Source organism: Paenibacillus puerhi (assembly GCF_009846885.1).
Lineage (GTDB): Bacteria > Bacillota > Bacilli > Paenibacillales > NBRC-103111 > Paenibacillus_G > Paenibacillus_G puerhi.
Map to the genome: position 1 here is coordinate 1 of NZ_WUWM01000017.1, position 20,561 is coordinate 20,561.

A 20,561-nucleotide genomic window follows, 5' to 3' on the forward strand; every position below is an offset into this window, starting at 1 on the left:
TACGTCCGGACCATTCCTTTCGACGCTGCTCTTTGTTCGACATGGGGCAACCTCCTGTTTGATTGGGTTGCCCTTATCTTCTCATGATTGGCCGTGAGGTAGAAGGTGGGTTGGGTTTGACGCTTACTTTGAAAAGGAAAGGTTATCTTGGCTCAATTCCCTAAGTTTTAGTAACTCTTCTATGGTGTCAATTTGAAAACCACTGATAACCTTATTGCCATTGCCGATTTTGTAAAAGAACGGGGTCTTAGTCACTCTAAAAGAAGAGAAATTCTCATATGAGATAACCATAAAAGAAAAGTTATAAAATTTTTTTATTTCTTCGTTTTCTTCAGGCTCGCCATCTGTCACTAGAATGAATTCGTGATCAAGATTTGCTACAAATTCCTGTAGTTTTGGCAACAACTTAGCGCAAAACGAACAGCCCAAAGAGAGAAATCCAATTAAGTAGTTTTCAGTACTGGGAAAATGAGAAATTAGATCGCTGGGAAATAACTCATCTTTTCCATAAGGCAGTTGCTTTGCTTTTCTATTCTCTTTGGCAAACAATTTCTTTAAATCAGTTAAGGACATGCTATTTGCCCCCCAATTTCTGAAGATCCTGCTACCTCAGACAAATTTTGCGATGGCAGTATACTAATAGGTTCTAATAATTTTTCAAGCCAATAGTCACTCGTTGCACCGTTCTCCCTTAAAACTTGTCCAAGTTTGTTCAAAGCATAGCCTCTTGGAAAGTACCGAATTCTCAGCTTTTTAAGCATCGTATCTTTAGGGACAGTATATATTTTGGGGATTTTTTCGCCAAAAAAAGTTTTGAAGACAGGTAGATTTATATTGTCAGTATGTATCAATACAGCAACATTGTATGTGTTATTTGTAATTTTTGATAAGTATATGTCTAAAGCCTCAATAGAGCTTAGGCAACTTTCACAATCCGTTGTGAAACAGAACAAAAGCAAATGATCAGTTATCAAATCGTAGAGTTTTACTTCTTCGTTGTCACTACCATATATTGAAACGTTGGAAACATAGTCTCCTACTTCCAAAATACCCTTATAAAACTTGTTTTCGCTCATGTAAGTATATCCACTCCTTTCTTTCATTTTTTTGTATTTAAAGGAAATCTTTACAATTTCAATGTACATCTTTTTTCAAAATATGTCAATAACTTTCTTGAACCTTGCAATTTCTCATTGAAATGTAGCTAAATGGGCAGACCTGTAGTGTAATCGGCAATTCATCGTTTCAGGCAGATAGCTTGAGTTGCTTGAGAATATCGAAAAGAGGTTTCTTTTCGAGAGCCTGCTGATACACATAGACGATGATCTGTCCAAAAAACTCTTCTCGGATGCGGCGCACCACATCCCCAAGCGTCAAATCTGACTGCTGCTCGTTCCAGTTTTGTCGCAGGGATTTGATGTCCTTCTTCTATTCTAACGTTCGACAAAGGTTCTAAAATCTTGACAGTAAAAATCATCAATTCGACAGCGAAATTTTTGCAACAGTCAAGTAATATTAGATTTTTGTGAATCATTACTTGCGAGAGCAGAAGAAGAGAACGATAAAGTTAAGGCTAAACACATTGTTACTAAAATAGATTTTTTCATTAATTAAGCCCTCCTGTGCGGATTACTTCAGCTGAACCCGCAATTAAGTATACTTAGTGATTGTTCTAAAATTTAAAAGAAAACGTTCAACCAACAATAACAGTACTAAAAACCTTCAAAGTCTCTCTAAGCAACGCCTACTATCTTCCATATTTTCCCATGCAATATATTAGACACTTAAAGTCAGTCATAAGTTACATTCATATATAAGTTTGAATGACCGGTTAGTCCGGGACATGTCAACCAGACCAGCTTTGAGTATGAAAAAACGCCAAGCCGCCCGCAACGGAAGGCTTAGCGTATATTTTCGTTAAATTGTTGGCAGGACCCCTGGATATAGATAATAGAGTTCTAGACTGAAAAGTATTAGAATGGCACATCAAATCGCGTTGCAGTCTTTTGAAAGAAGCCCGGCTTCCCCTTCTTCGCGCCGGCGGGCGGCTTCATCAAGCAACTGCAGCTCAAGCATTCGGTTCAATTACTCAGACGGCGGTCTGCTGCAAGTCGGAGCTGCTGCTCCGGTCCCTAGAGGTTTTACCGGAGGCGCCCCGGCCCGATCAACTTGCCGGGAAACGGCGGCGGCCAACTATTTGGAAGAGCTGATGATTGTATTCCTGAAGCTTATTCAGGATGCGTCCCAACGCGATCGGGCAGGCCGGCGATGGCTGTCGCCGGCTGCGTATCGGAGCTGCGCTCAGGGCCTTGGGCTTCCGGCGAATGCGATCGGGAGCGATCGGCTTGCCTATGACGACGGCTGCCAGCTGCGCATTCGGCCGAGTAGAGTAGAGAACTGAAATTTCTTTGGAGGACGCAAGTCCTCCATTTACTTTTCCAGCTCCCCCTTCATCAAACCGGACGTGAGGTTTCCCCTCATCCGGCTTTCCGATGTTCTTCTTTCTTCAGCTTTACGGTACTATTCCTATCCGACGAGTTTCTTAAGTCCTGCGAATTGAGCCGCCATTGCGATTTGCTTAGACTTGCTATGTTTATTACGACGATTGCTTTTCTTGTTCCAGAACAATGTGAGACGCTTTCGGATGTACCAATCGATTTTGTTCAGGAATTTATCGGCGAAGGAATCGAACCCATAATCGTTTTTCCACCCTTGAATTTTCGGGTTTACCTCTTCCACCATCTTGTTCATCGTCCAGAACAGACGGTTTCTCGGTTTGTCGCTACTTTCACCTTCTGTCTCATGTTCTTCATCGCCTTCTTTGATGGATAGCTGCGAAGAAGGGAGACCGTTTTATTCCCTTTCAGCTTCTTTGGTATTTTCCGGTGGTGCATCCCCAAGAAGTCGAATCCCTGTTTATCATCCCACAGGTTGATGAGCTTGGATTTTTCCTTGTTCATTTCCAGTTCCAGTTTTCCGAATACCGTTTTGAGGACATCAATCGCCCTCAGCGCTTGTTCTTTGGTTTTGCACAGGATGACGAGATCATCGGCGAATCGCACAAGTGTCCCTGTTTCCGTAAATTTCTTCTCCCGAATCGTGTCCAGGTAGTTCAGACGGATTTGAAAGTAACGGACTGACGACCCACCTTGTGGGCTACCGAGTTCGGTTTCGTGAAACTGATCATCTTTCACGAATCCCGCCATTAGCCATTTACGAATCAACTTCAGCACCCGACGGTTGCTGATGCGTTGTTCTACCAGTTGCATCAACTTGTCGTACGCGATGTTGTCAAAGTAGCCGCGAATGTCGATGTCAACGACCCAATAGACGCCTTTCTTCACCGCCCGGCGAATATGTTTAATTGCTCCGTGCTGGTTTCGCTTTGGTCTGAAGCCGTACGAGCAGTCCTTAAAATCTGCTTCCAAGATCGGCTCGATGATCATCTTCGTTGCCATTTGGACAACTCTGTCTCGTATGGCAGGAATACCGAGTGGACGCATCTTACCGTCTGCTTTCGGTATCTCTTTACGCCTTGCGGGCATTGGATGATAATCCCCATTCTGTAGCGTCTTTTGGATCTCGTTGACGAAACTCTCTTCGCCGACGTTCTTGACAATGTGGTCGATGGTCATGCCATCTATTCCGCCACTTCCGTCGTTCGCTTTGACCCGTTTCCATGCTTCCCAAAGGATGTCGCTGCGGTACACTTTGTCGTACAGCGCATGAAATCGCCGCCTCGGATTTTCCTTGGCTGCAAGGTATAGTACGTTATGGAGTTGTTGAGCTTATACTTTGGTGTAGTTAGCAGGTTTGACTGCATTCACTGACTCTTACCTCCTCCGGTACGTGACCAAAGTAGGGTATTGGCTTTTCGCCGCCCTTCCCTCCGTGAGGTTTTGTTTTCCTCACTTCACAGGTAGTATGGCCCCCTCCGACTCCCTTCCCACAGCTTGCCACTTCGCCTTTCGGGCTTATAGGGTTGCTCTTTTCGGTATTCTGCCGTGCGGGGGAGGGTCTCCCTAGTTCCAGACACAACTTTCTGGGCATGCCGTTCCCTTTACACCGGAGAGTTCTTCCGCGCTGCGTTTCCAAGAGCTTCACGCGTTCCATGGCCTTCGCCCATATGCTCAAGGCTCGGCTCTCTCTTGTCCTTTGCAGGTTCTTTTTAACGATGCGGCAGGATTACATGTTATGGCCTGCATATTTGCTCGCACTCCCGCAGGAGTTACTTTGTCACGGGGCTTCAACCTTAGGATCTCTCCACCAGCTGCCCGTCAGCTACGAGGCGACTTGGCTCTTACCTCGACCGGACCTCCACCGGCTAGTTGTGCCTAGCTTGGCTAGGCGCGCAGCACGAAAAAAAAGAGCACTATCAGTGCTCCGGATGATCCGCCGTGGCCGATTCTCGGCCTCTTTTGTCCTAGGAACGTCCATCGGAAGAGCCGTTCTTCTTACCGGCGTCTTCCTGCTTCCGTTGCTCTTCGTTCTGCTTCTTTTTCTGCTCTTCAGCCTGCTTCTTTTTCTGATCCTCGTCCTGTTTCTTCTTCTGCTCTTCAGCCTGTTTCTTTTTCTGCTCTTCGGCCTGCTTCTTTTTCTGCTCTTCGTCCTGTTTCTTTTTCTGCTCTTCAGCCTGCTTCTTTTTCTGCTCTTCGTCTTGTTTCTTTTTCTGCTCTTCGTCTTGTTTCTTTTTCTGCTCTTCTGCCTGATTCTTTTTCTGATCCTCAGCCTTCTTCCGCTCAGCTTCCTGCTTTTTTCTTTGTTCCTCTTGCTTCTTCTGTTCTTCCTCTTGCTTCTTGCGCTGTTCCTCGGCCTTCTTGCGCGCCTCCTCGGCCCGCTTGGCCTCTTCCTTCGGATCGTTCTTGCCTTTCTTGTCGTCATCCTTGTCGCGGGAACCGCCAGACCCGGATGTGCCTGGCTTAGAGGAGCCTGGCTGGGTTACCGCGGAACCGGGCTTGCCGGTGCTGGAGGAATTTTTCCCCTTATCGTCCTTATCGCTGTCCTTGTTATTCCGGCTGTTCCCGCTGCTCTTCCGGTCATCGTCGTCATCGTCATCGTTGCGGTTGTTGCCATTTTTACCGGTTGAACCATTTGTTTTCTTAGGATCGTCCTTCGCATTGGAGGAATTTCCATTCTGATTGCTGCCCGTGCCGGCCTTACCGCTGGATGTCGTTTTATTTTGATCGGCCTTATTGCCTGTCGTGCTCTTTCCGTTTTTATCCGAGGTTTTTTTCTCCGTCAGCTTTTTATCGAGTTCCCCCGTCTTTTCGTCCTGCACAAGCTGTTTCAGGTCGGCCTTCGACGGAACGCGGTCCGGTTGGATGGACTGAGCCACCTCCGGCTTGGACTTGGAAATTTGCGTGACCGACTCCTTCTTGAACTGATCAAGCGTCACATCCGCTCCGCTGTTCTTGGCGTTCAGATAGACCGTGTATTTACCCGTCGAAACTCCATTCTGGCTTGCCGCCTCGCGCACTTCCGCCGGGGCTGCAAAGGCAGCCACCTGATATTGCTTGGCCTGCTGCGGGTGAGTGGTCTCGATGTGCTTGGTTACCTGCTGCTTCATGCGTTCGGCGATCGATTCGTCGTTCACTTGGCTGTCCGGCTGCACGACCGTGCTTGAGATGACGATCTCCCCTTCTCCTCTAGCCAAAGCATCGCGCTCGGCATTGTCCAGCAGTCGCTCGGTAACCTGCTCCAGGTTTTTCCCCTTAAAATCCACCATCTCGATCAATAAGTTTCCGTCATCATTCAGTCCGCGCAGCTCCAATACGTTCTCTTGAACGTCGATTCCGATCTCGACGCTCGGGTTGATGTCCATGGTTATGTAGGCGACAACCTCGGGACTGCCGAGCTTGCCATTGAAGCTGGCGAACACCACCAGACAGAACACAACCGCCGCGGCAATAGCCAATCTTGCTGCGACTGAAGGTCTTTTCCAACCGGCGCCGGCCCTTTCGTACTCGATCTCTTCACCAATCTGGCAGGCACGCTTCCGTCGGGAGACACGCTCGAACCTGCCGTCGGGCCTCATAATGATGTAATGCTTGTTCGTTATTTCCATGATAATGCCTTTATTCAATTCGCGTCCCCCCCTCTCTCTGTTTCACTTTCCATCTCTTCCTCCACCACGTCCCGGATATGCAAATAATCCTTCAGATACGGGAACGGCCCGCTGTAGATCAAGGCGACGGTGATGATAAACTTGCGGTTGCGCTCCAGCGTTTTGCGGGAAACGCTAACCTGATCGAGCAGTTCCTTGATCGGCAGCATCTTCTTGTTCAGCATCAGCTTCATCAATTCCATATCCCCGGAAAGCTTGAAGGCAATACCGAACAAGGCCTGCCTGGAATCATCATGCTTCGGGGCTGCATCCACCAGTTCCTCGAAACGGATGCCGAATTCCGTCAAAACCCGGCTAAGCTCGATAATTTCACCCTGTCTTTCTTCCATCCCCTTCTGTTTCTCGTAATTCTCGATAGCCTGGTGGATCTCGATAGGATTTATCGTATGATCCTCTTCATCCTCGACCTCGAATGTGCTGTAAGGAATCTGTCCGGCAAATCGCTGCTCCTTGCGAACATAGTCAATAAGCCGGCGGCGCATCACCTGTTCGGCAAACCCCAGAAACGAACGTCCCGCCTGCGGGGAGAATTGATTGATTGCCTCGTTGAAGGCGCCGAGCGCTATACTGAACTCGTCATCCCGTGCCGGATCTACGTACCGTTTGCAAAAACGGCTTGTCACCTTGGCTACATAAGGCTGATAGTCCGTAATAAACTGATTGCGTAAGCGCAGATCACCTTCTTGAATCCGAATGACAATCTCTTCCGGAGTGGCAGCCTCTCCGGGAGCCGGGTGGTTTGTCTGACGTTTTCCTAAAAATTTCTTGAATAAAACAAGCAGCAACCGTTCCACCTCACACTAAAATTTTCGCTGTTCTCTATGGGATTGCGGGGGTATGTTCCTCGCCATCCGGCCTATTTGCACCTTATATTTTCAAGCGAATTTTTTCCTAATATATGACAGCGGGAAGCAAGCTCTCGGACAGCCGGTAAACAGCCCTCGCGACATGAAAAAAACGTCCCCTGCCCGCCTGTAGATACGCGGTCGGAAAGTCCAGACCGCAGTCTTCATACAGCCGTTCGCACGCCAAGCCCTCTCTGCCTTTAGGAACCAAGGCCGAGCAAGCGTATGGCATAAGGGACGTTTTTCGGTATGCGGCTATCAGGACAGTCCGCGTATCGTTTTCTTGCTTTTGAGCTTGTTCCTGCGCTGGCTCAGCACATGAAGCCGTTTTTTCAACTGCTCTTCCCACTCGGCATCCCCGATATCTTTGGCCACCGTCAACAGATCCAGCGCCATATCGACCTGGCTGCGCACGACCTCGAGGGGCTCCTCGTTCTCATGATTCACGCAGTTTTCAAGGAGCTCCGACTGATCGCGCTGCTCGACATACTCAGCGAAATCAACCTCCGGGGCGCCGTCCCCATGCGCATACTCAGCCAAAATCTCATATTCGTTCTCCACCAGATGGTGGACTTCTACGCGATGACATACCGGGCAGAACATCAGAGGCACATTGTGAATCTGCGTTCGGATATGTTTTAGCGTTCCCTTAGTCCCCAACATACTGGCTCCGCAACAAAAACTCATTCACATTCGCCCTCCGTTTCACTTTCTTCTGTCCCTGTACCCTTTATTCGACCAAAAGCGTCAATAATCCTGCTTTTTCTGTCCGTACGTTTGAAGTTAAATGTTGCCTATTGCCGACAAAGCCGCCATGGCAAGCAAGATTTCCTCGCCTGGCGCATAATTTGCAGCGCTTACGCAAAAACTTTAGCCAAACCTAGTCAACCAGGCGAGCGCCGCATGACGGTATCGCTGTCCTATTCCAACTGTATGAAACGAGGATACGGCTTTATGATCACGGCTTTCCTACACGGATTCTCTAGTATTCATCTTACCTGACGGAGTACGCCGCGCAGATGTTGCAGCAAGCTGCATGCCGGGAGAAGTACCTCTCCGAAGGGGATAAGACCTCCCTGAATGGCCTTCTACAATCGGTGAGTATGTCATATAGATGAAAGTACAGCGGCTACCCGAGAGGAGAGAGGTTTTTCATGAAGGTGATTTCGATCGGTTCCAAGCAAATCCCGTACGTGCACTACGATGATCAGGCATCGCAGATGCATATTCACTACTTTACGGGGCAAACCCTCACATGCAGCGGAATTGAGCCCGACCAGTATCGTCTGCTGCTGCAGTCTCCGAACCGTTACGATATGATTATGAAAATGACGGCGGTCCAGCCCCAACTGACGCGCCAAGACTGACCAGATCCTCAGCGGGCGAATGAATCGAATCTCCCCTAATGGCGGGAGATTATTTTTTTATGCCCTGTTTTCATCCATTTTCATGGATTGACCCGCTTGGCAGAAAACGGTATCTTAAAAGAGAGAAAGCATTCTGGATAAGAAGGAAGTGGATGCATGCCAAGACATCTCGTCATTGGGAACGGCAAGTTCTTGATTAATCTGGATCGCAACACCTACATGCGCGACCTGTACTATCCCTATGTAGGGCAGCTGAACCATGTCGGCGGCTATCAATGCCGTATCGGTTTATGGGTCGATAACACCTTTACCTGGCTGTCCGATCCCGAATGGAACTTCGAACTTTCCTACGTGGAGGATTCGCTGGTCACCGAGGTGCGGGCATCGCATTACCACTTGGGCATTACGCTGCTAATCAACGACGGCGTTCATCAGCGCGAAGATATTTATCTGAAGCGCATCGTGGTCCACAACCATTGGGACAGCGTCCGCGAAGTTCGGATGTTTTTCAACCAGGATCTTGTCATCAACGAAACGGAAGTCGGAGACACCGCCGCTTACTACCCGCTTAATAACACCGTGTTTCACTATAAGAAAGACCGCTACTTCATGTTCAACGGCTTGACCGGGAATGAAGGCCTGTACCAGTATACGACGGGGGTAAAGCGGTTCTACAACGCCGAGGGCACCTGGCGCGATGCGGAGGACGGCCAGCTCTCGGGCAATGCGATCGCGCAAGGGTCGGTCGACAGCACCATCTCGCTTCGTCTGCACGTTCCTCCGAATGAAGACGGAGCGCTATATTACTGGATGACGGCCGGCAAGGACCTCGAGGAGGTCAAAAAGCTCGACGCCTACGTCAAGGAAAGCCATCCCGACAAGCTGCTGGAGCGGGCGAAAATTTACTGGCAGCGCTGGGTCAACAAATCCAAGCGCGACTATGGCAATCTAAGCGAGGCATGTGTGCGCCTGTACAAGCAAAGCCTGCTTATCGTCCGCACGCAAACCGACGTGAACGGCGCCATTATCGCCGCGAACGACTCGGATATCATGCACTCCAACCGCGATCATTACAGCTACATGTGGCCCCGCGACGGAGCGCTGATCGCCTATGCCATGACGATGGCAGGTTATCAGGGCATGATTACGCCGTTCTTCCATTTCTGCGCGAATGCGTTATCGCCGGAAGGCTACCTGCATCACAAATACAACCCGGACGGGACGGTCGGATCGAGCTGGCACCCGTATCTGAACGGCGGCAGCATGCAGCTGCCTATTCAAGAGGATGAGACGGCGCTCGTACTGTTCGCCCTCTGGCAGGATTATGCCCGCCACGAGGACATTGAGCTGCCGCAATCCCTCTACCGTACGCTGATCCGCCGTGCCGCACGGTTCATGTCCAGCTATATCGAGCATGACCTGTCGCTGCCCAAGCCCAGCTACGATCTATGGGAGGAGCGTTACGGCATCTTCACCTTCACCTCTTCTGCCGTCTACGGCGGTCTGATCGCCGCGGCGAACTTCTGCAGCCTGTTCGGCGACGAAGAACGCGCCAGCCGCTACCGGCACAATGCCGAGAAGATCAAGTCGGGGATCTTGAAGCATCTGTGGGATGAAGAGGAAGGGCGCTTCGTCCGCGGCTTGTATATGGAGAACGGACAATGGGTGAAGGACCGTACGTATGAAAGCAGCGTCTACGGGATTTTCGAATTCGGCGTGCTGCCTGCCGATGATCCCCGCGTTGTCAGTACGATGAAGGCCAATCGCGAGCATCTGACGATCAAGACGGAGATCGGCGGCGTCGCCAGGTACCACCACGACTACTACTTCCAGCGCTCGTCGGATATCGCGAATGTGCCGGGCAATCCATGGATCATCTGTACGCTCTGGATTGCGGAGTGGGAGATCGAGTATGCCAAAACGCTGGCGGAGCTGGAAGCCCCCCGCCGCACCCTGGAATGGGTTGTGAAGCATGCGATGGAAAGCGGCGTTCTGTCCGAGCAGCTGGATCCGTTCAATGGAGATCCGGTATCGGTCGCTCCGCTTACCTGGTCACATGCGACCTATGTGCTTGCCGTCGTGAAGTATACGGAGAAGTATAACAAGCTTCTTGCTGAAGCGGACAAGTAAGCTGCTTCGTCTGACCGTGCACAGCCGCTGCTTCAATCTGCAGGCAGCAGCAACACCTCGTTCAAAAAGAACAAGCCAGCGGTTGTCCGCTGGCTTGTTCTTTTTGGGATCCTTCCATCGCTTGCCGCCTAACGAACCCGTAGCCCCGTAAGCTTCCAGCATCGGACGGACCCGGGCCCCTATCCATGGGCCCTGTTATTTCTCCTCGATCTGTATCGATAGCATTTTGACGGTCTCCGTCGGAGCGCTCGCTTCGCCCGACTCGCTCATCTGCACAGGAACGGCGGCGATCGCTTGGACAACGTCCATACCCGAGCTGACCTTGCCGAAGATGGTGTAGTTTGGCGATTGGTTCAGATTCCTGCTGTCGTCTCCGGTACAAATGAAGAACTGGCTGCCGTTCGTATCCGGGCCGGCGTTCGCCATCGCTACGATGCCCGGCTCGTACCGATGATTGCCGCCCAACTCATCAGCAAAGCGGTAGCCCGGGCCGCCGCGTCCCGTACCAGACGGATCGCCGGTCTGGATCATGAAGCTTTGAATGATCCGGTGAAACACGACATCCTCGTAGAAGCCGTCCTTGGCCAACGCGATAAAGTTGTTCACCGTCTGCGGCGCATCCTTGGCGAACAACTCAATGACGATCGGCCCCTTCGATGTCTCTATCGTCGCCGTATACGATTTGCTTGCGTCGATAGCCATCTCCGGCGGCTTCGCGTACCGATTGCCGACCCAGATCGTATCGCGCTTCCCGTCGTACTGCACCTGCTTGCCGAGCGCCTCGCTCATAAAGCGCAGCGGAACATAGGTAGTTCCCTCGTAAATAAACGGCGTCCCCTCCGCCGGTATCTTCTCCTTGCCGTCAAACATGAACCTCAGTTTCTTGGCATACACCTCGATCTGCTGTCCGCCCGCCGCACTAACGCCCGCGACGGCAGTCAGCATGGCTCCGAGCACGATGCCGACTGCCGTATACTTCAGCTTCTCCTTCAAGCCCGGGTCATCTCCCATTCCTATGAAAATAACTTCTTCTCTACCTGAATAAAGCCATTTTCAGCATAACCTTTTACTCGTGAGCATACGTCTGCTCATACTTGGCCGCGTCCCACAAGCTGTCCAGCTCGGAGGCATCCGCGATGTCGAGGGTCAATATCCAGCCTTGCCCATAGGGAGACGTATTGATCAGCCCGGGGTTTTTACCGAGCTCCCGATTGAAGTCCACCACTTGGCCGGATAAAGGCGCATACAGCTCCGTTACTGTTTTTACCGATTCCATGCTTCCCAGCGGCTCGCCGGCCTTCAGGCTCTCGCCTACCGGGGGCAGCTCGATGAACACGATGACTCCGAACTCCTCTTGTGCAAAGTCCGTCAGCCCGATCGTCGCCCGGCTGCCTTCGACGCGAACCCAGATATGATTCTCGCTATATTGATAGTCTTGAACGATTTCCATCTGCGATGGCCCCTTCCTTCTTGAGCGCGGCTTGCGCGCTTAGCGTGCAAAAACCCCCAAGCCTGCCTGTATCGGCAGACCGAGGGGGTTCAGTCGTATGTAAGGCGGCTTATTTCGCCACCAGATGCTTGTCGCCTTTTTTCCAACCGATCGGGCACAGACCGCCGGACTGGAGAGCCTCAAGGACGCGGTACGTTTCTTCCACGCTGCGGCCCACGTTATTGTGGTGAACGACTTGATACTGCAATTCGCCTTCAGGGTTGATGATGAACAGGCCGCGAAGGGCGATGCCCTCTTCCTCGATCAATACGCCGTAGTCGCGTGCGACGGTTTTCGTAATATCGGCGCCCAGCGGGAAGTTCAGCTTGCCCAGACCGTTCGAATCAACCGGCGTGTTGATCCATGCACGGTGGGAATGCTTGCTGTCTACCGATACGCCGAGGATTTCAGCGTTAACCGCCTTGAATTGCTCTGCCGCATCGCTAATTGCCGTAATTTCAGTCGGGCAAACAAACGTGAAGTCGAGCGGATAGAAGAACAAGACGAGCCACTTGCCTTTGTAATCAGAAAGGGAGACCTTGCCGAAATCCGAACCGTCGCCCAGTACGGTTTCCAATGTAAAGTCCGGAGCCGGTTTACCTACCAAACGTTCTGCCATGTTCCCATATTCCTCCCTATTGATAATTATTATCACAAGACAAATCGTATCATTCGTTCCAATCAATGTCAAGATTATAATCATTATCTCTTTATAATTATTATAATATAGGATTCCATTGCTCGGTTATGGCCCCTAGATTTGTGCGTTCGCTTTCCCACGTCTACAATAGATAGTATCTGATCTGATCCCGGAGGGATACCTTATGAGCAACCTGATCGAAGACAGCCTGACGCTTCTGCTTCAGGAGCATCGGCATTTTTTTCACAGCGGCCGAACGCGAGATCTGGCCTTCCGCCTGGAGCAGCTGCACAAACTGCAGGAATCGATACAACGCGAAGAGAAGCACTTGCTAGCCGCTCTCCGTCAGGATTTGGGCAAAGGCGAGTTCGAGGCGTTCACTACGGAAATCAGCTTCGTTCTTCAGAGCCTCCGCAGCATGAGGAAGAACCTGCGAAAGTGGGCCAAGCCGCAGAAGGTGCCGACTCCGCTCCACTTGTTCCCGTCCTCAAGCCGGATCGTCAGCGAGCCCTATGGTACGGCATTGATCATCGGCCCGTTCAACTATCCGTTCCAACTGGTCATGGAGCCGCTGATCGGAGCGATTGCCGCCGGTAACTGCGCCGTGATCAAGCCTTCAGAGAATACCCCAAACGTATCGGCGGTTATCCGCACAATCATAAGCGGGACCTTCGAGGATTCATATATCCGGGTTATCGAAGGAGACAAGGAAACGACCTCCTTACTGATCCATGCGGCCTTCGACTACATCTTTTTTACCGGAAGCGTAGCTGTAGGCCGGATCGTCATGGAAGCCGCCGCCAAGCATCTGGTCCCCTTTACTCTAGAGCTCGGAGGAAAAAGTCCCGTCATCGTCGATGCGACCGCCAAGCTGGAGCTGGCAGCCAAACGGATCATCTGGGGCAAGCTGACCAATGCCGGACAAACCTGCATCGCACCGGATTACGTGCTTGTTCACGAGGACGTCATGGATGAGCTGCTGGCCAGGATGAAGGAGGTCATCGTACGCTTCTACGGCCCGGACGCGGCTACCAGCGAAGATTACGGCAGGATCGTAAGCACGAGCCAGTTCGACCGGTTGGCCTCCATCCTGGAGCACGACCGGTCGCAAGTGGCGTATGGCGGGCGCTCGTCTCGCGACGATCTGTATATCGAGCCTACGCTGCTGCTGGCGAAGTCATGGGAGGATGCCGCGATGGCAGATGAGATTTTCGGGCCGATTCTGCCTATTCTTGCGTACCGCGACCTGGAGCAAGCCATCTCCGGGATTCAATCCCGGCCGAAGCCGCTGGCCCTCTATGTCTTCACAGAGAGCAAGGATGTCGAGGAGCGCGTGCTTAGCCGCATCTCATTCGGCGGAGGCTGCGTCAACGACACGATCATGCATGCGGCCAATCCCCATCTTCCCTTCGGAGGCGTAGGAAGCTCCGGCATCGGCGCTTATCACGGGAAGCACAGCTTTGACGTCTTCTCGCATCGCAAAAGCATCGTGAAGAAGAGCACGAGATTCGAACCCGGGCTCGCCTTCCCCCCTTACGGCGACAAGCTGAAGTGGGTCAGAAGGCTGCTGAAATAAAAGCAGCGGCAAGCTCGTCGCCACTAGCCTAACACGAAGAAGCTCCCGATCATCCGTATGCGGATCGAGAGCTTCTTCCGGTTGCTTGCTTATGCGTTCGCCTTATTTGCGGACAGCGTTCACGATCAGATCGCCCATAGCGACCGTGCCGATGGCCTTGCTCTTATCGACAGCGATATCGCCTGTACGGTGGCCTGCATCCAATACTTCCTTAACCGCGCGTTCGATCGCATCAGCCGCCTCATGGTAGCCGAACGTCAGACGGTACATCAGCGCCACGGACAAAATCGTAGCGATCGGGTTGGAGATGCCTTGTCCGGCGATATCAGGTGCGGAGCCGTGTACCGGCTCGTACAAGCCGAATGCGCCTTCGCCCAGCGAAGCGGAAGACAGCATACCGATCGATCCGGTCAGCATCGCCGCCTCATCACTCAGGATATCGCCGAACATGTTCTCGGTGACGATGACGTCGAAGCTCGCCGGACGGCGCAGCAGCTGCATCGCGCAGTTGTCGACCAGCACGTGCTCCAGCTCAACATCCGGATATTCCGGAGCGATCCGGTTCACGACTTCGCGCCACAGGCGGGAGGTTTCCAGCACGTTGGCCTTATCGACCGAAGCCAGCTTCTTGCGGCGGGTACGGGCGATATCGAACGCTTGACGCACAATACGCTCTACTTCCATCACATTGTAGGCGCAGGTATCGACCGCTTCCTCGCCGTTCGCTCCTTCGCGGCGGAACTTCTCGCCGAAGTAAATGCCGCCCGTCAGCTCGCGCACGACGATCAGGTCCGTGCCTTCCAGCACTTCCGGCTTCAGCGTCGACGCATCCTTCAGACAATCGAAGACGTTCGCAGGCCGAATGTTGGAGAACAGGCCGAGCGCCTTACGGATACCGAGCAGACCCGTTTCAGGACGAAGCTCCTTCGGATTGTTGTCCCACTTCGGACCGCCGACTGCTCCCAGCAGTACGGCATCCGCGCCTTTACAAAGCTCCAGCGTTTCCTGCGGCAGCGGAGTGCCCTTCTCGTCGATGGCGATGCCGCCGAACAGGCCATGCTCAAATTCAAAACGGTAGCCGAACAGCTCCTCCGTCTTCTTCATTACCTTGATCGCTTCCGCTACAACCTCGGGGCCGATGCCGTCCCCGCCGATAACGGCAATTTTTTTCACGTCTGTCATGCGTTCTTCACTCCCACTCGTAATCGATTCCATCTCTCATTAATACCATACTTGCCGAGCGTTTACAAAGATATAAAAGCTATGGTCTCCATAGTTGATGCCTATAAGCAAGCCATGTAAGGGACATATTGGAGGACCGTTAGAGCGACAATTTCTTGGTTTTCTGGGCGTTTGAAACCGCTAAGAGTACGCATGAGGCTGTCGATTCATTGTGGACGGCAGCGCTGTTAAGTAAAGGCTGAACGTAACGGACACCACAGTCGCTATTTCACAAAAATGGGGCCTGTTCAAATTGTAACGGACACAGACGACCTTACTTACGTCAAAACCGCATAGAATGGGCGGAAATGCACCAATAGCGTCATCTGAGTCCGTTAGATTTTCAATATCGCGAAAATGCTGCACATAGAGACGCTGAGGTCCGTTAGCGAAAGCAGAACGTTTCAACTCAGTTACTCACAATGAATCGACAACCTCCGCCATGTCCGTTAGCCGATCCCGATGGTGGACAAGTAACGTTAATTCGGGAACTTTCTACGAGTCAACCTCCAGACTTATATGGAGCGCTTCGATATGGTAAAGTAAAGAAGGCCGGATTACCAATCCTTTCCTATCCTGCACATCTATTCAATATTTCCAACGACATCCTGTAGGTGCATATGCTTACTTTACCCTTATGGAGGTGCATGCTCATGCATAACTTAATCCGTTTATTTACTCATGAAGATGACAATACCCATTTGCCCGCAGGTGAAGCCCAGCGCCGGTCTCAGCTTCGCCTCCGTTTGCGGGAGCAGGCCATCTCCTTATTTTCCATTCCGGCTTCATACAGGCTGACTATTGACGAATACAAGGAACCGAAGGCCGGACAAGAAGCGCAGGTTACGTTCGTCTGGATAAAGCCCGGCAGCGAGGATGGCATTGCAGTTGAACTGGCCGAAGACGGCCTGCTGCTCGATTATTCCCGCGATGTGGATAAGGAGAGCGAGACGGAGGAAGTCCGGCTCGAAGCCTACCTGCATGAGGAGGAGGAGCAAGGCAACCCCCCCGCTCAGAAGTCCGGAGCGTCGGGAGTGTCTGGGGCTCATGCTGCGGGCAAGTACCAGATGAAGGCGGAGCAGTTCGTTCGTCTGCATCGGCCGGATGCGCTGGCAAGGTTTGCGCTGCTCAGCAGCAGACCAACCCGCGAGGGCTGGTCGTTCCTGTATGGCCAGCAGGCTATGGGACTGCCGCTGCCGCGTACCGGCTTCCGGGTACACCTTCATCGCAGCGGCGAAGTATGCGGGTTTACCTATTACGGCGAGCAGCCGGAGCCGGTCCTCCCCGCCCGCATCGCAGCTCCCGACCAGGTAAGGCGGATGATCGACGATACCCTTGAGTTGGAGCTGAAGCTGTGCCAGATCGGCAGCTACTATACAGCTCAAGAGTATGGCCTGCGCTTGGTCTACGAGCCTCTCCAGGTGCCTCGCAGCTTCCCGGCGGATGAGACCGAGCTATTGAAGGAAGGCGAGGCTCGTCAGGTGAAGGGGCACGCAGGGAACGGCGAAGAGCAGGACCCCGAGGAGTTGGAAGAGCTCTGGCTGTCCGTTCCTCAGCGGGCGCTTACAGGCAAGACTTTAGCCTATACCGATGAGCGGATAGCGGCTTGGACTGGCATTGATCCGTCCTGCTACGTGAAGCTTCGCGAGGCTGACATGGGCGACAGGCTGGGTATGGTCTGGCGCAGAAGCGACTGGACAGCAGAGACCATGGGTCCGTTAAGAGCTGACGGAGGACATACGGAAACAGCAGCCGATGGAGTCGCGGAAGCCGGCAAGGCTGAAGAACCGGGCAAGGCCGATGCCGGTTACGCCGAGCTCACAGCAAGCGCCTTTATGCGGGAGCGCTCGGAGTCGACCATCAAGGTGCAGGTGGAGCCTGCAACCGGCAGGCTTCTGTCGCTCATGCGCTTCGAGGAGCGTTCTGGTCCGCTGAGGCTGACACGCCCCGAATGCCTTCAGCTTGCTCTCGATCTCCTGGCGGACATCCATCCGGGTATGGAGCCTTACCTGCAGCTTCAAGAGCAAGAAGAAAACCCGGATTCCGACACGGAGGCGTTTTCCTTCCGCATCATCCATCGGGGTATCGCATTGACCATGGAGCATATCCGGGTCGTGGTCAACCGGACCACGGGGCTGATCGATCATCTCATGAGCCCTAACCTGCGCCCCGAAGAACTGGCGGCCGTCCCTTCGGCACCAGCCATTACAGCTGACCAGGCACGGCGGATTTATTTGGAAGAAACAGAGCTTCTGCTGGAATGGAAACCGGACTATGCCTCGGATACCGTCCCTCGCCCTTACAAGCTCTTCTACAGCCTCATTCAGCGCGGCTCCGGCGATGATATACGCTGGATCGACGCCATGAACGGCGCAAGGATCGGGAGCAGGCGGCTCACGTAGCATTTCCGGCTGGGCCGTCCCAAGTATTCGAAAGCCAGGCTTTCCGGCTGAGCCCGGCGTAATAGACGGACTACTTTCCCGGTTGTCATCGGCGCGGTAAAGGATTAAAATAACGTTAATACCTTTCCACGCCGTACAACGACGGCGATTTATTAATTACCTCCAAAGGAGTCCTAACAGATGAAATATCGCTTCTCTGAGACGATCGACAGCTTCAAATCCTCCGCCGTTCGTGAGATTCTCAAGCTCACGCAAGGACGTTCCATTATCTCGCTCGCGGGCGGCCTGCCCAATGAGCAGTACTTTCCGGTGGATGCCGTACGCGATGCATTCGCCCGCGTGTTCGAGCGCGGCAACGGCGTGCTGCAGTATGGCCTTACCGAAGGCTTTACCCCACTGAGAGAAAGCATCTCCAAGCACTTATCCCGTAAAGGCATCCATGCCGGAGTGGACAACATGCTGCTCACGACCGGCTCGCAGCAAGCCATCGACCTGCTGACCAAAATCTACGTCGATCCGGGCGACGTTATTCTCGTGGAGAAGCCGACGTACCTCGCCGCCATCCAGGTGTTCCAGTCGCACAAAGCGAAGCTGGTCTCCGTAGATGGAGATGCCGACGGGATGAACCCGGAGGACCTGGAGCGCAAGATCAAGCAGCACCAGCCCAAGTTCATCTATGTCATCCCGACCTTCGCCAATCCGACCGGCAAGGCGTGGAGTCTGGAACGGCGCCAAAGCACGCTTGATATTTGCAAACGCAATAACGTGCTGATTCTGGAAGACGATCCTTATGGCGAGCTCCGGTTCGGCGGAGGCGAGCCTCTGCCTTCCATCTTCTCGCTAGGCGGCGAAGCGAACGGCAACCCGGTCGTTTACACGAGTACCTTTTCTAAGATCGTAGCTCCTGCGCTGCGTACAGGCTGGGTGGTCGGCGATCAAGAGGTGATCCGTCATATGGCGCGCGCCAAGCAAGCGGCGGATCTTCATTCCAGCACGATGGATCAGCAAGCGATCTACGAGATCTTCGAGAACTTCGACATTTATGGCCATATCGACCTGATCCGGACGCAGTACGAGCTTAGGATGCGGGATATGATCGGCCTTCTTCAGGCGCAAAACTGGGAAGGCGTGCGTTGGCTCAAGCCTAAGGGCGGGATGTTCATTTGGGTTGAGATGCCTGCACATATCGATACGAGCGAGCTGATGAAATTTGCGGTCGAGGAAGGCGTTGCGTTCGTACCGGGCGCCAGCTTCTACGCCGACGAGCCGCAAACCAACACGATGCGTCTGAATTTCACACATACGGACAGCGAGGATATGAAGGTCGCCTTCGAGCGTCTGGATCGGGCGATCAAGCGGTTCCAGTCCGCAGCCGTTCGGTCTTAGTCTTCTCGCAATAAAGGTCAATCGCCTCACGCAGAGCGCCCGCGCTTTCCGGATGTGCCATCCGAAAAGCACGGGCTTTTTGTTTGGCCGCTCTCCCGGGAGCTCGCCCCTCCTCACATCCTGCCGCCGGTCCGGACCAGAAACTGCGGCTCCTACTTCCGAGTTAGCGAATAAAAATGAATTTACCGGTTTACCCTGCATGCCGAGTAAGCTATAGTAAGGCTAGGAAACCGGTTTTCTTAATCTCTCCTGCGAAAGGAACCGAGCGATGAAAATCACAATACAGGATATTGCCCATGCAGCCCAAGTAGCGAAATCTACCGTATCCAAGGTGATTAACGATTCCCCTCGCATATCTGAGGAGACCAAGCAGCGCGTGCGGGCAGTCATGAAGGAAATGAACTATACCCCGAGCAGCTTGGCCACTACGCTTGCCAAGCAAAGCAGCTTCAACCTCGGTCTTTTGATCGATATGTCCAAGGAAACCGAATACATGAACCCTTTCTTCTACAACATCATGGTCGGCATCAAGAGCGTCACCGGTCCGCTCAAATACGAGCTTACCTTGTCCAGTATCCATGACGGCGGCCCTGAAACCCATTTCCTTAAAAGACTTGTGCTCAGTCGCCGGATCGACGGGCTCATCGCCAACAATGCGATCATGACCGACGATATCGCCCATAAGCTGAACGAGCTCCGATTTCCGTTTGTCGTGATGGGCGAATATCCAAGCGCTCCATCCACCTGGGTCGATTATGACAACAGGGAAGGCGGCTGTATGCTGACCGAGCATCTGCTTACACAGGGATATCGCAAGATTGCCTTCATTGGAGGAGAACGCGGAGAGCGTCTTTTCGAGAAGCGGTTCCAGGGGTATGCGCATACGCTTCGCCAAGCCGGATTGCAGCCGAACGAAGCCCATAACGTGAGCGGACCCTCGGATGAATCGCAAGGCTGCCGTTCCGTCTCCGCCCTCCTCGAGCTAGATTGCGCCTCGCGTCCGGATGCGCTGCTCTGCATGAACAACTATGTGGCATTCGGGGCTCTGAAAACGGCCCGGGAAGCCGGTATCCCGGTGCCGGGGCAGCTCGGCATCGCTACCTTTGACGATTATCCCTTCTCCCCTCACACCAGCCCTCCGCTGACGAGCCTGCATATCGATACGCTCCAACTGGGCGCGACCGCCGGAGACATGCTGATGGAGCGGATTCGAACACCGGACAGCTCCCATCGAAGCCTGCTGCTCAGTCCCGAGCTGATCGTCCGTGAATCGACCAACCGTTCCGGTTCGCCCGGCAGGACGGGATAGCTTGCCTCGGGAATAGAGGCACCAACTGCAAAGAGAGAGCCCCCGATCGGGGGCTCCCTCCATAGGCATGCC

At 52.9% G+C, this 20,561-nt stretch carries 19 protein-coding genes; 7 read left to right on the forward strand and 12 right to left on the reverse strand.

Features of this window, described 5'->3' with window-relative positions:
- Positions 1 to 123: 123 nt before the first annotated feature.
- The 3 genes from GSF01_RS16170 to GSF01_RS30050 form a co-directional block, all read right to left on the reverse strand.
- Positions 124 to 573, reverse strand: coding sequence for a thioredoxin domain-containing protein (locus GSF01_RS16170; RefSeq protein WP_159885810.1), 450 nt, complete (start codon positions 571 to 573; stop codon positions 124 to 126).
- Positions 564 to 1,076 (reverse strand): hypothetical protein, encoded by a 513-nt coding sequence (locus GSF01_RS16175; RefSeq protein ID WP_235941547.1) that lies wholly within the window; start codon positions 1,074 to 1,076, stop codon positions 564 to 566. Before GSF01_RS16175 ends, GSF01_RS16170 begins: the two co-directional genes overlap by 10 nt.
- A 169-nt stretch (positions 1,077 to 1,245) precedes the next feature.
- Positions 1,246 to 1,377, reverse strand: a complete 132-nt coding sequence (locus GSF01_RS30050; protein WP_268893718.1) for a hypothetical protein — start codon at positions 1,375 to 1,377, stop codon at positions 1,246 to 1,248.
- Positions 1,378 to 1,978: 601 nt separating this feature from the next.
- On the opposite strand from GSF01_RS30050, the gene GSF01_RS16180 reads away from it, so the two are divergent.
- Positions 1,979 to 2,401 (forward strand): hypothetical protein, encoded by a 423-nt coding sequence (locus GSF01_RS16180; RefSeq protein ID WP_159885812.1) that lies wholly within the window; start codon positions 1,979 to 1,981, stop codon positions 2,399 to 2,401.
- A gap of 125 nt (positions 2,402 to 2,526) precedes the next feature.
- Here GSF01_RS16180 and GSF01_RS29690 read toward each other — a convergent pair whose 3' ends face one another.
- The 5 genes from GSF01_RS29690 to GSF01_RS16200 all read right to left on the reverse strand — a co-directional run bounded on the left by GSF01_RS29690 (position 2,527) and on the right by GSF01_RS16200 (position 7,656).
- Positions 2,527 to 2,751, reverse strand: a complete 225-nt coding sequence (locus GSF01_RS29690; RefSeq protein WP_328803688.1) for a group II intron maturase-specific domain-containing protein — start codon at positions 2,749 to 2,751, stop codon at positions 2,527 to 2,529.
- The gene (gene ltrA, locus GSF01_RS16185; RefSeq protein ID WP_235941549.1) at positions 2,748 to 3,710 is read right to left on the reverse strand and encodes a group II intron reverse transcriptase/maturase; all 963 of its coding nucleotides are present in this window, start codon (positions 3,708 to 3,710) and stop codon (positions 2,748 to 2,750) included. The genes GSF01_RS29690 and ltrA overlap by 4 nt, the downstream gene beginning before the upstream one ends.
- 713 nt (positions 3,711 to 4,423) lie before the next feature.
- Positions 4,424 to 6,082 carry an anti-sigma factor domain-containing protein gene (locus GSF01_RS16190; protein ID WP_201305415.1) on the reverse strand — a complete coding sequence of 553 codons (1,659 nt, stop codon included), beginning with the start codon at positions 6,080 to 6,082 and terminating at the stop codon, positions 4,424 to 4,426.
- On the reverse strand, positions 6,079 to 6,909 hold the full coding sequence (gene sigI, locus GSF01_RS16195) for an RNA polymerase sigma factor SigI (protein WP_159885814.1): 831 nt from the start codon (positions 6,907 to 6,909) through the stop codon (positions 6,079 to 6,081). Before sigI ends, GSF01_RS16190 begins: the two co-directional genes overlap by 4 nt.
- Before the next feature lie 318 nt (positions 6,910 to 7,227).
- Positions 7,228 to 7,656 (reverse strand): hypothetical protein, encoded by a 429-nt coding sequence (locus GSF01_RS16200; RefSeq protein ID WP_159885816.1) that lies wholly within the window; start codon positions 7,654 to 7,656, stop codon positions 7,228 to 7,230.
- Positions 7,657 to 8,123: 467 nt separating this feature from the next.
- On the opposite strand from GSF01_RS16200, the gene GSF01_RS16205 reads away from it, so the two are divergent.
- Positions 8,124 to 8,336 carry a hypothetical protein gene (locus tag GSF01_RS16205; RefSeq protein ID WP_159885818.1) on the forward strand — a complete coding sequence of 71 codons (213 nt, stop codon included), beginning with the start codon at positions 8,124 to 8,126 and terminating at the stop codon, positions 8,334 to 8,336.
- Between the two features lie 156 nt (positions 8,337 to 8,492).
- Positions 8,493 to 10,466, forward strand: coding sequence for a glycoside hydrolase family 15 protein (locus GSF01_RS16210; protein WP_159885820.1), 1,974 nt, complete (start codon positions 8,493 to 8,495; stop codon positions 10,464 to 10,466).
- Between the two features lie 195 nt (positions 10,467 to 10,661).
- Here GSF01_RS16210 and GSF01_RS16215 read toward each other — a convergent pair whose 3' ends face one another.
- From GSF01_RS16215 to GSF01_RS16225, 3 genes are all read right to left on the reverse strand, one after another.
- Complete coding sequence (locus GSF01_RS16215; RefSeq protein WP_235941550.1) at positions 10,662 to 11,459, reverse strand: peptidylprolyl isomerase; 798 nt, start codon at positions 11,457 to 11,459, stop codon at positions 10,662 to 10,664.
- A 73-nt stretch (positions 11,460 to 11,532) separates the two neighbouring features.
- A complete protein-coding gene (gene gcvH, locus GSF01_RS16220) occupies positions 11,533 to 11,916 on the reverse strand; it encodes a glycine cleavage system protein GcvH (RefSeq protein ID WP_159885822.1) in 384 nt (127 codons plus the stop codon).
- A gap of 109 nt (positions 11,917 to 12,025) precedes the next feature.
- Positions 12,026 to 12,574, reverse strand: coding sequence for a peroxiredoxin (locus tag GSF01_RS16225; RefSeq protein ID WP_159885824.1), 549 nt, complete (start codon positions 12,572 to 12,574; stop codon positions 12,026 to 12,028).
- A gap of 217 nt (positions 12,575 to 12,791) precedes the next feature.
- Here GSF01_RS16225 and GSF01_RS16230 point away from each other — a divergent pair, with 217 nt between their 5' ends.
- Positions 12,792 to 14,171 (forward strand): aldehyde dehydrogenase, encoded by a 1,380-nt coding sequence (locus GSF01_RS16230; protein WP_159886013.1) that lies wholly within the window; start codon positions 12,792 to 12,794, stop codon positions 14,169 to 14,171.
- 102 nt (positions 14,172 to 14,273) lie between these two features.
- Here the strand turns inward: GSF01_RS16230 and leuB are convergent, their stop codons facing one another.
- Positions 14,274 to 15,353 carry a 3-isopropylmalate dehydrogenase gene (gene leuB / locus GSF01_RS16235; protein ID WP_159885826.1) on the reverse strand — a complete coding sequence of 360 codons (1,080 nt, stop codon included), beginning with the start codon at positions 15,351 to 15,353 and terminating at the stop codon, positions 14,274 to 14,276.
- Positions 15,354 to 16,045: 692 nt separating this feature from the next.
- Here leuB and GSF01_RS16240 point away from each other — a divergent pair.
- The 3 genes from GSF01_RS16240 to GSF01_RS16250 all read left to right on the forward strand — a co-directional run bounded on the left by GSF01_RS16240 (position 16,046) and on the right by GSF01_RS16250 (position 20,489).
- Entirely contained in the window at positions 16,046 to 17,794 is a 1,749-nt protein-coding gene (locus tag GSF01_RS16240) for a YcdB/YcdC domain-containing protein (protein WP_159885828.1), read from the forward strand.
- 180 nt (positions 17,795 to 17,974) lie between these two features.
- Positions 17,975 to 19,180 carry an aminotransferase-like domain-containing protein gene (locus GSF01_RS16245; RefSeq protein ID WP_159885830.1) on the forward strand — a complete coding sequence of 402 codons (1,206 nt, stop codon included), beginning with the start codon at positions 17,975 to 17,977 and terminating at the stop codon, positions 19,178 to 19,180.
- A 268-nt stretch (positions 19,181 to 19,448) separates the two neighbouring features.
- On the forward strand, positions 19,449 to 20,489 hold the full coding sequence (locus GSF01_RS16250; RefSeq protein WP_159885832.1) for a LacI family DNA-binding transcriptional regulator: 1,041 nt from the start codon (positions 19,449 to 19,451) through the stop codon (positions 20,487 to 20,489).
- Positions 20,490 to 20,561: the final 72 nt, after the last annotated feature.

Coding starts and splice junctions, on each gene's coding strand:
- GSF01_RS16170 (WP_159885810.1), bottom strand. CDS start 573: ATGTCCTTAACTGATTTAAAGAAATTGTTTGCCAAAGAGAATAGAAAA.
- GSF01_RS16175 (WP_235941547.1), bottom strand. CDS start 1,076: ATGAGCGAAAACAAGTTTTATAAGGGTATTTTGGAAGTAGGAGACTAT.
- GSF01_RS16180 (WP_159885812.1), top strand. CDS start 1,979: ATGGCACATCAAATCGCGTTGCAGTCTTTTGAAAGAAGCCCGGCTTCC.
- GSF01_RS29690 (WP_328803688.1), bottom strand. CDS start 2,751: ATGAACAAGATGGTGGAAGAGGTAAACCCGAAAATTCAAGGGTGGAAA.
- GSF01_RS16200 (WP_159885816.1), bottom strand. CDS start 7,656: ATGAGTTTTTGTTGCGGAGCCAGTATGTTGGGGACTAAGGGAACGCTA.
- GSF01_RS16205 (WP_159885818.1), top strand. CDS start 8,124: ATGAAGGTGATTTCGATCGGTTCCAAGCAAATCCCGTACGTGCACTAC.
- GSF01_RS16210 (WP_159885820.1), top strand. CDS start 8,493: ATGCCAAGACATCTCGTCATTGGGAACGGCAAGTTCTTGATTAATCTG.
- gcvH (WP_159885822.1), bottom strand. CDS start 11,916: ATGGAAATCGTTCAAGACTATCAATATAGCGAGAATCATATCTGGGTT.
- GSF01_RS16225 (WP_159885824.1), bottom strand. CDS start 12,574: ATGGCAGAACGTTTGGTAGGTAAACCGGCTCCGGACTTTACATTGGAA.
- leuB (WP_159885826.1), bottom strand. CDS start 15,353: ATGACAGACGTGAAAAAAATTGCCGTTATCGGCGGGGACGGCATCGGC.
- GSF01_RS16240 (WP_159885828.1), top strand. CDS start 16,046: ATGCATAACTTAATCCGTTTATTTACTCATGAAGATGACAATACCCAT.
- GSF01_RS16245 (WP_159885830.1), top strand. CDS start 17,975: ATGAAATATCGCTTCTCTGAGACGATCGACAGCTTCAAATCCTCCGCC.
- GSF01_RS16250 (WP_159885832.1), top strand. CDS start 19,449: ATGAAAATCACAATACAGGATATTGCCCATGCAGCCCAAGTAGCGAAA.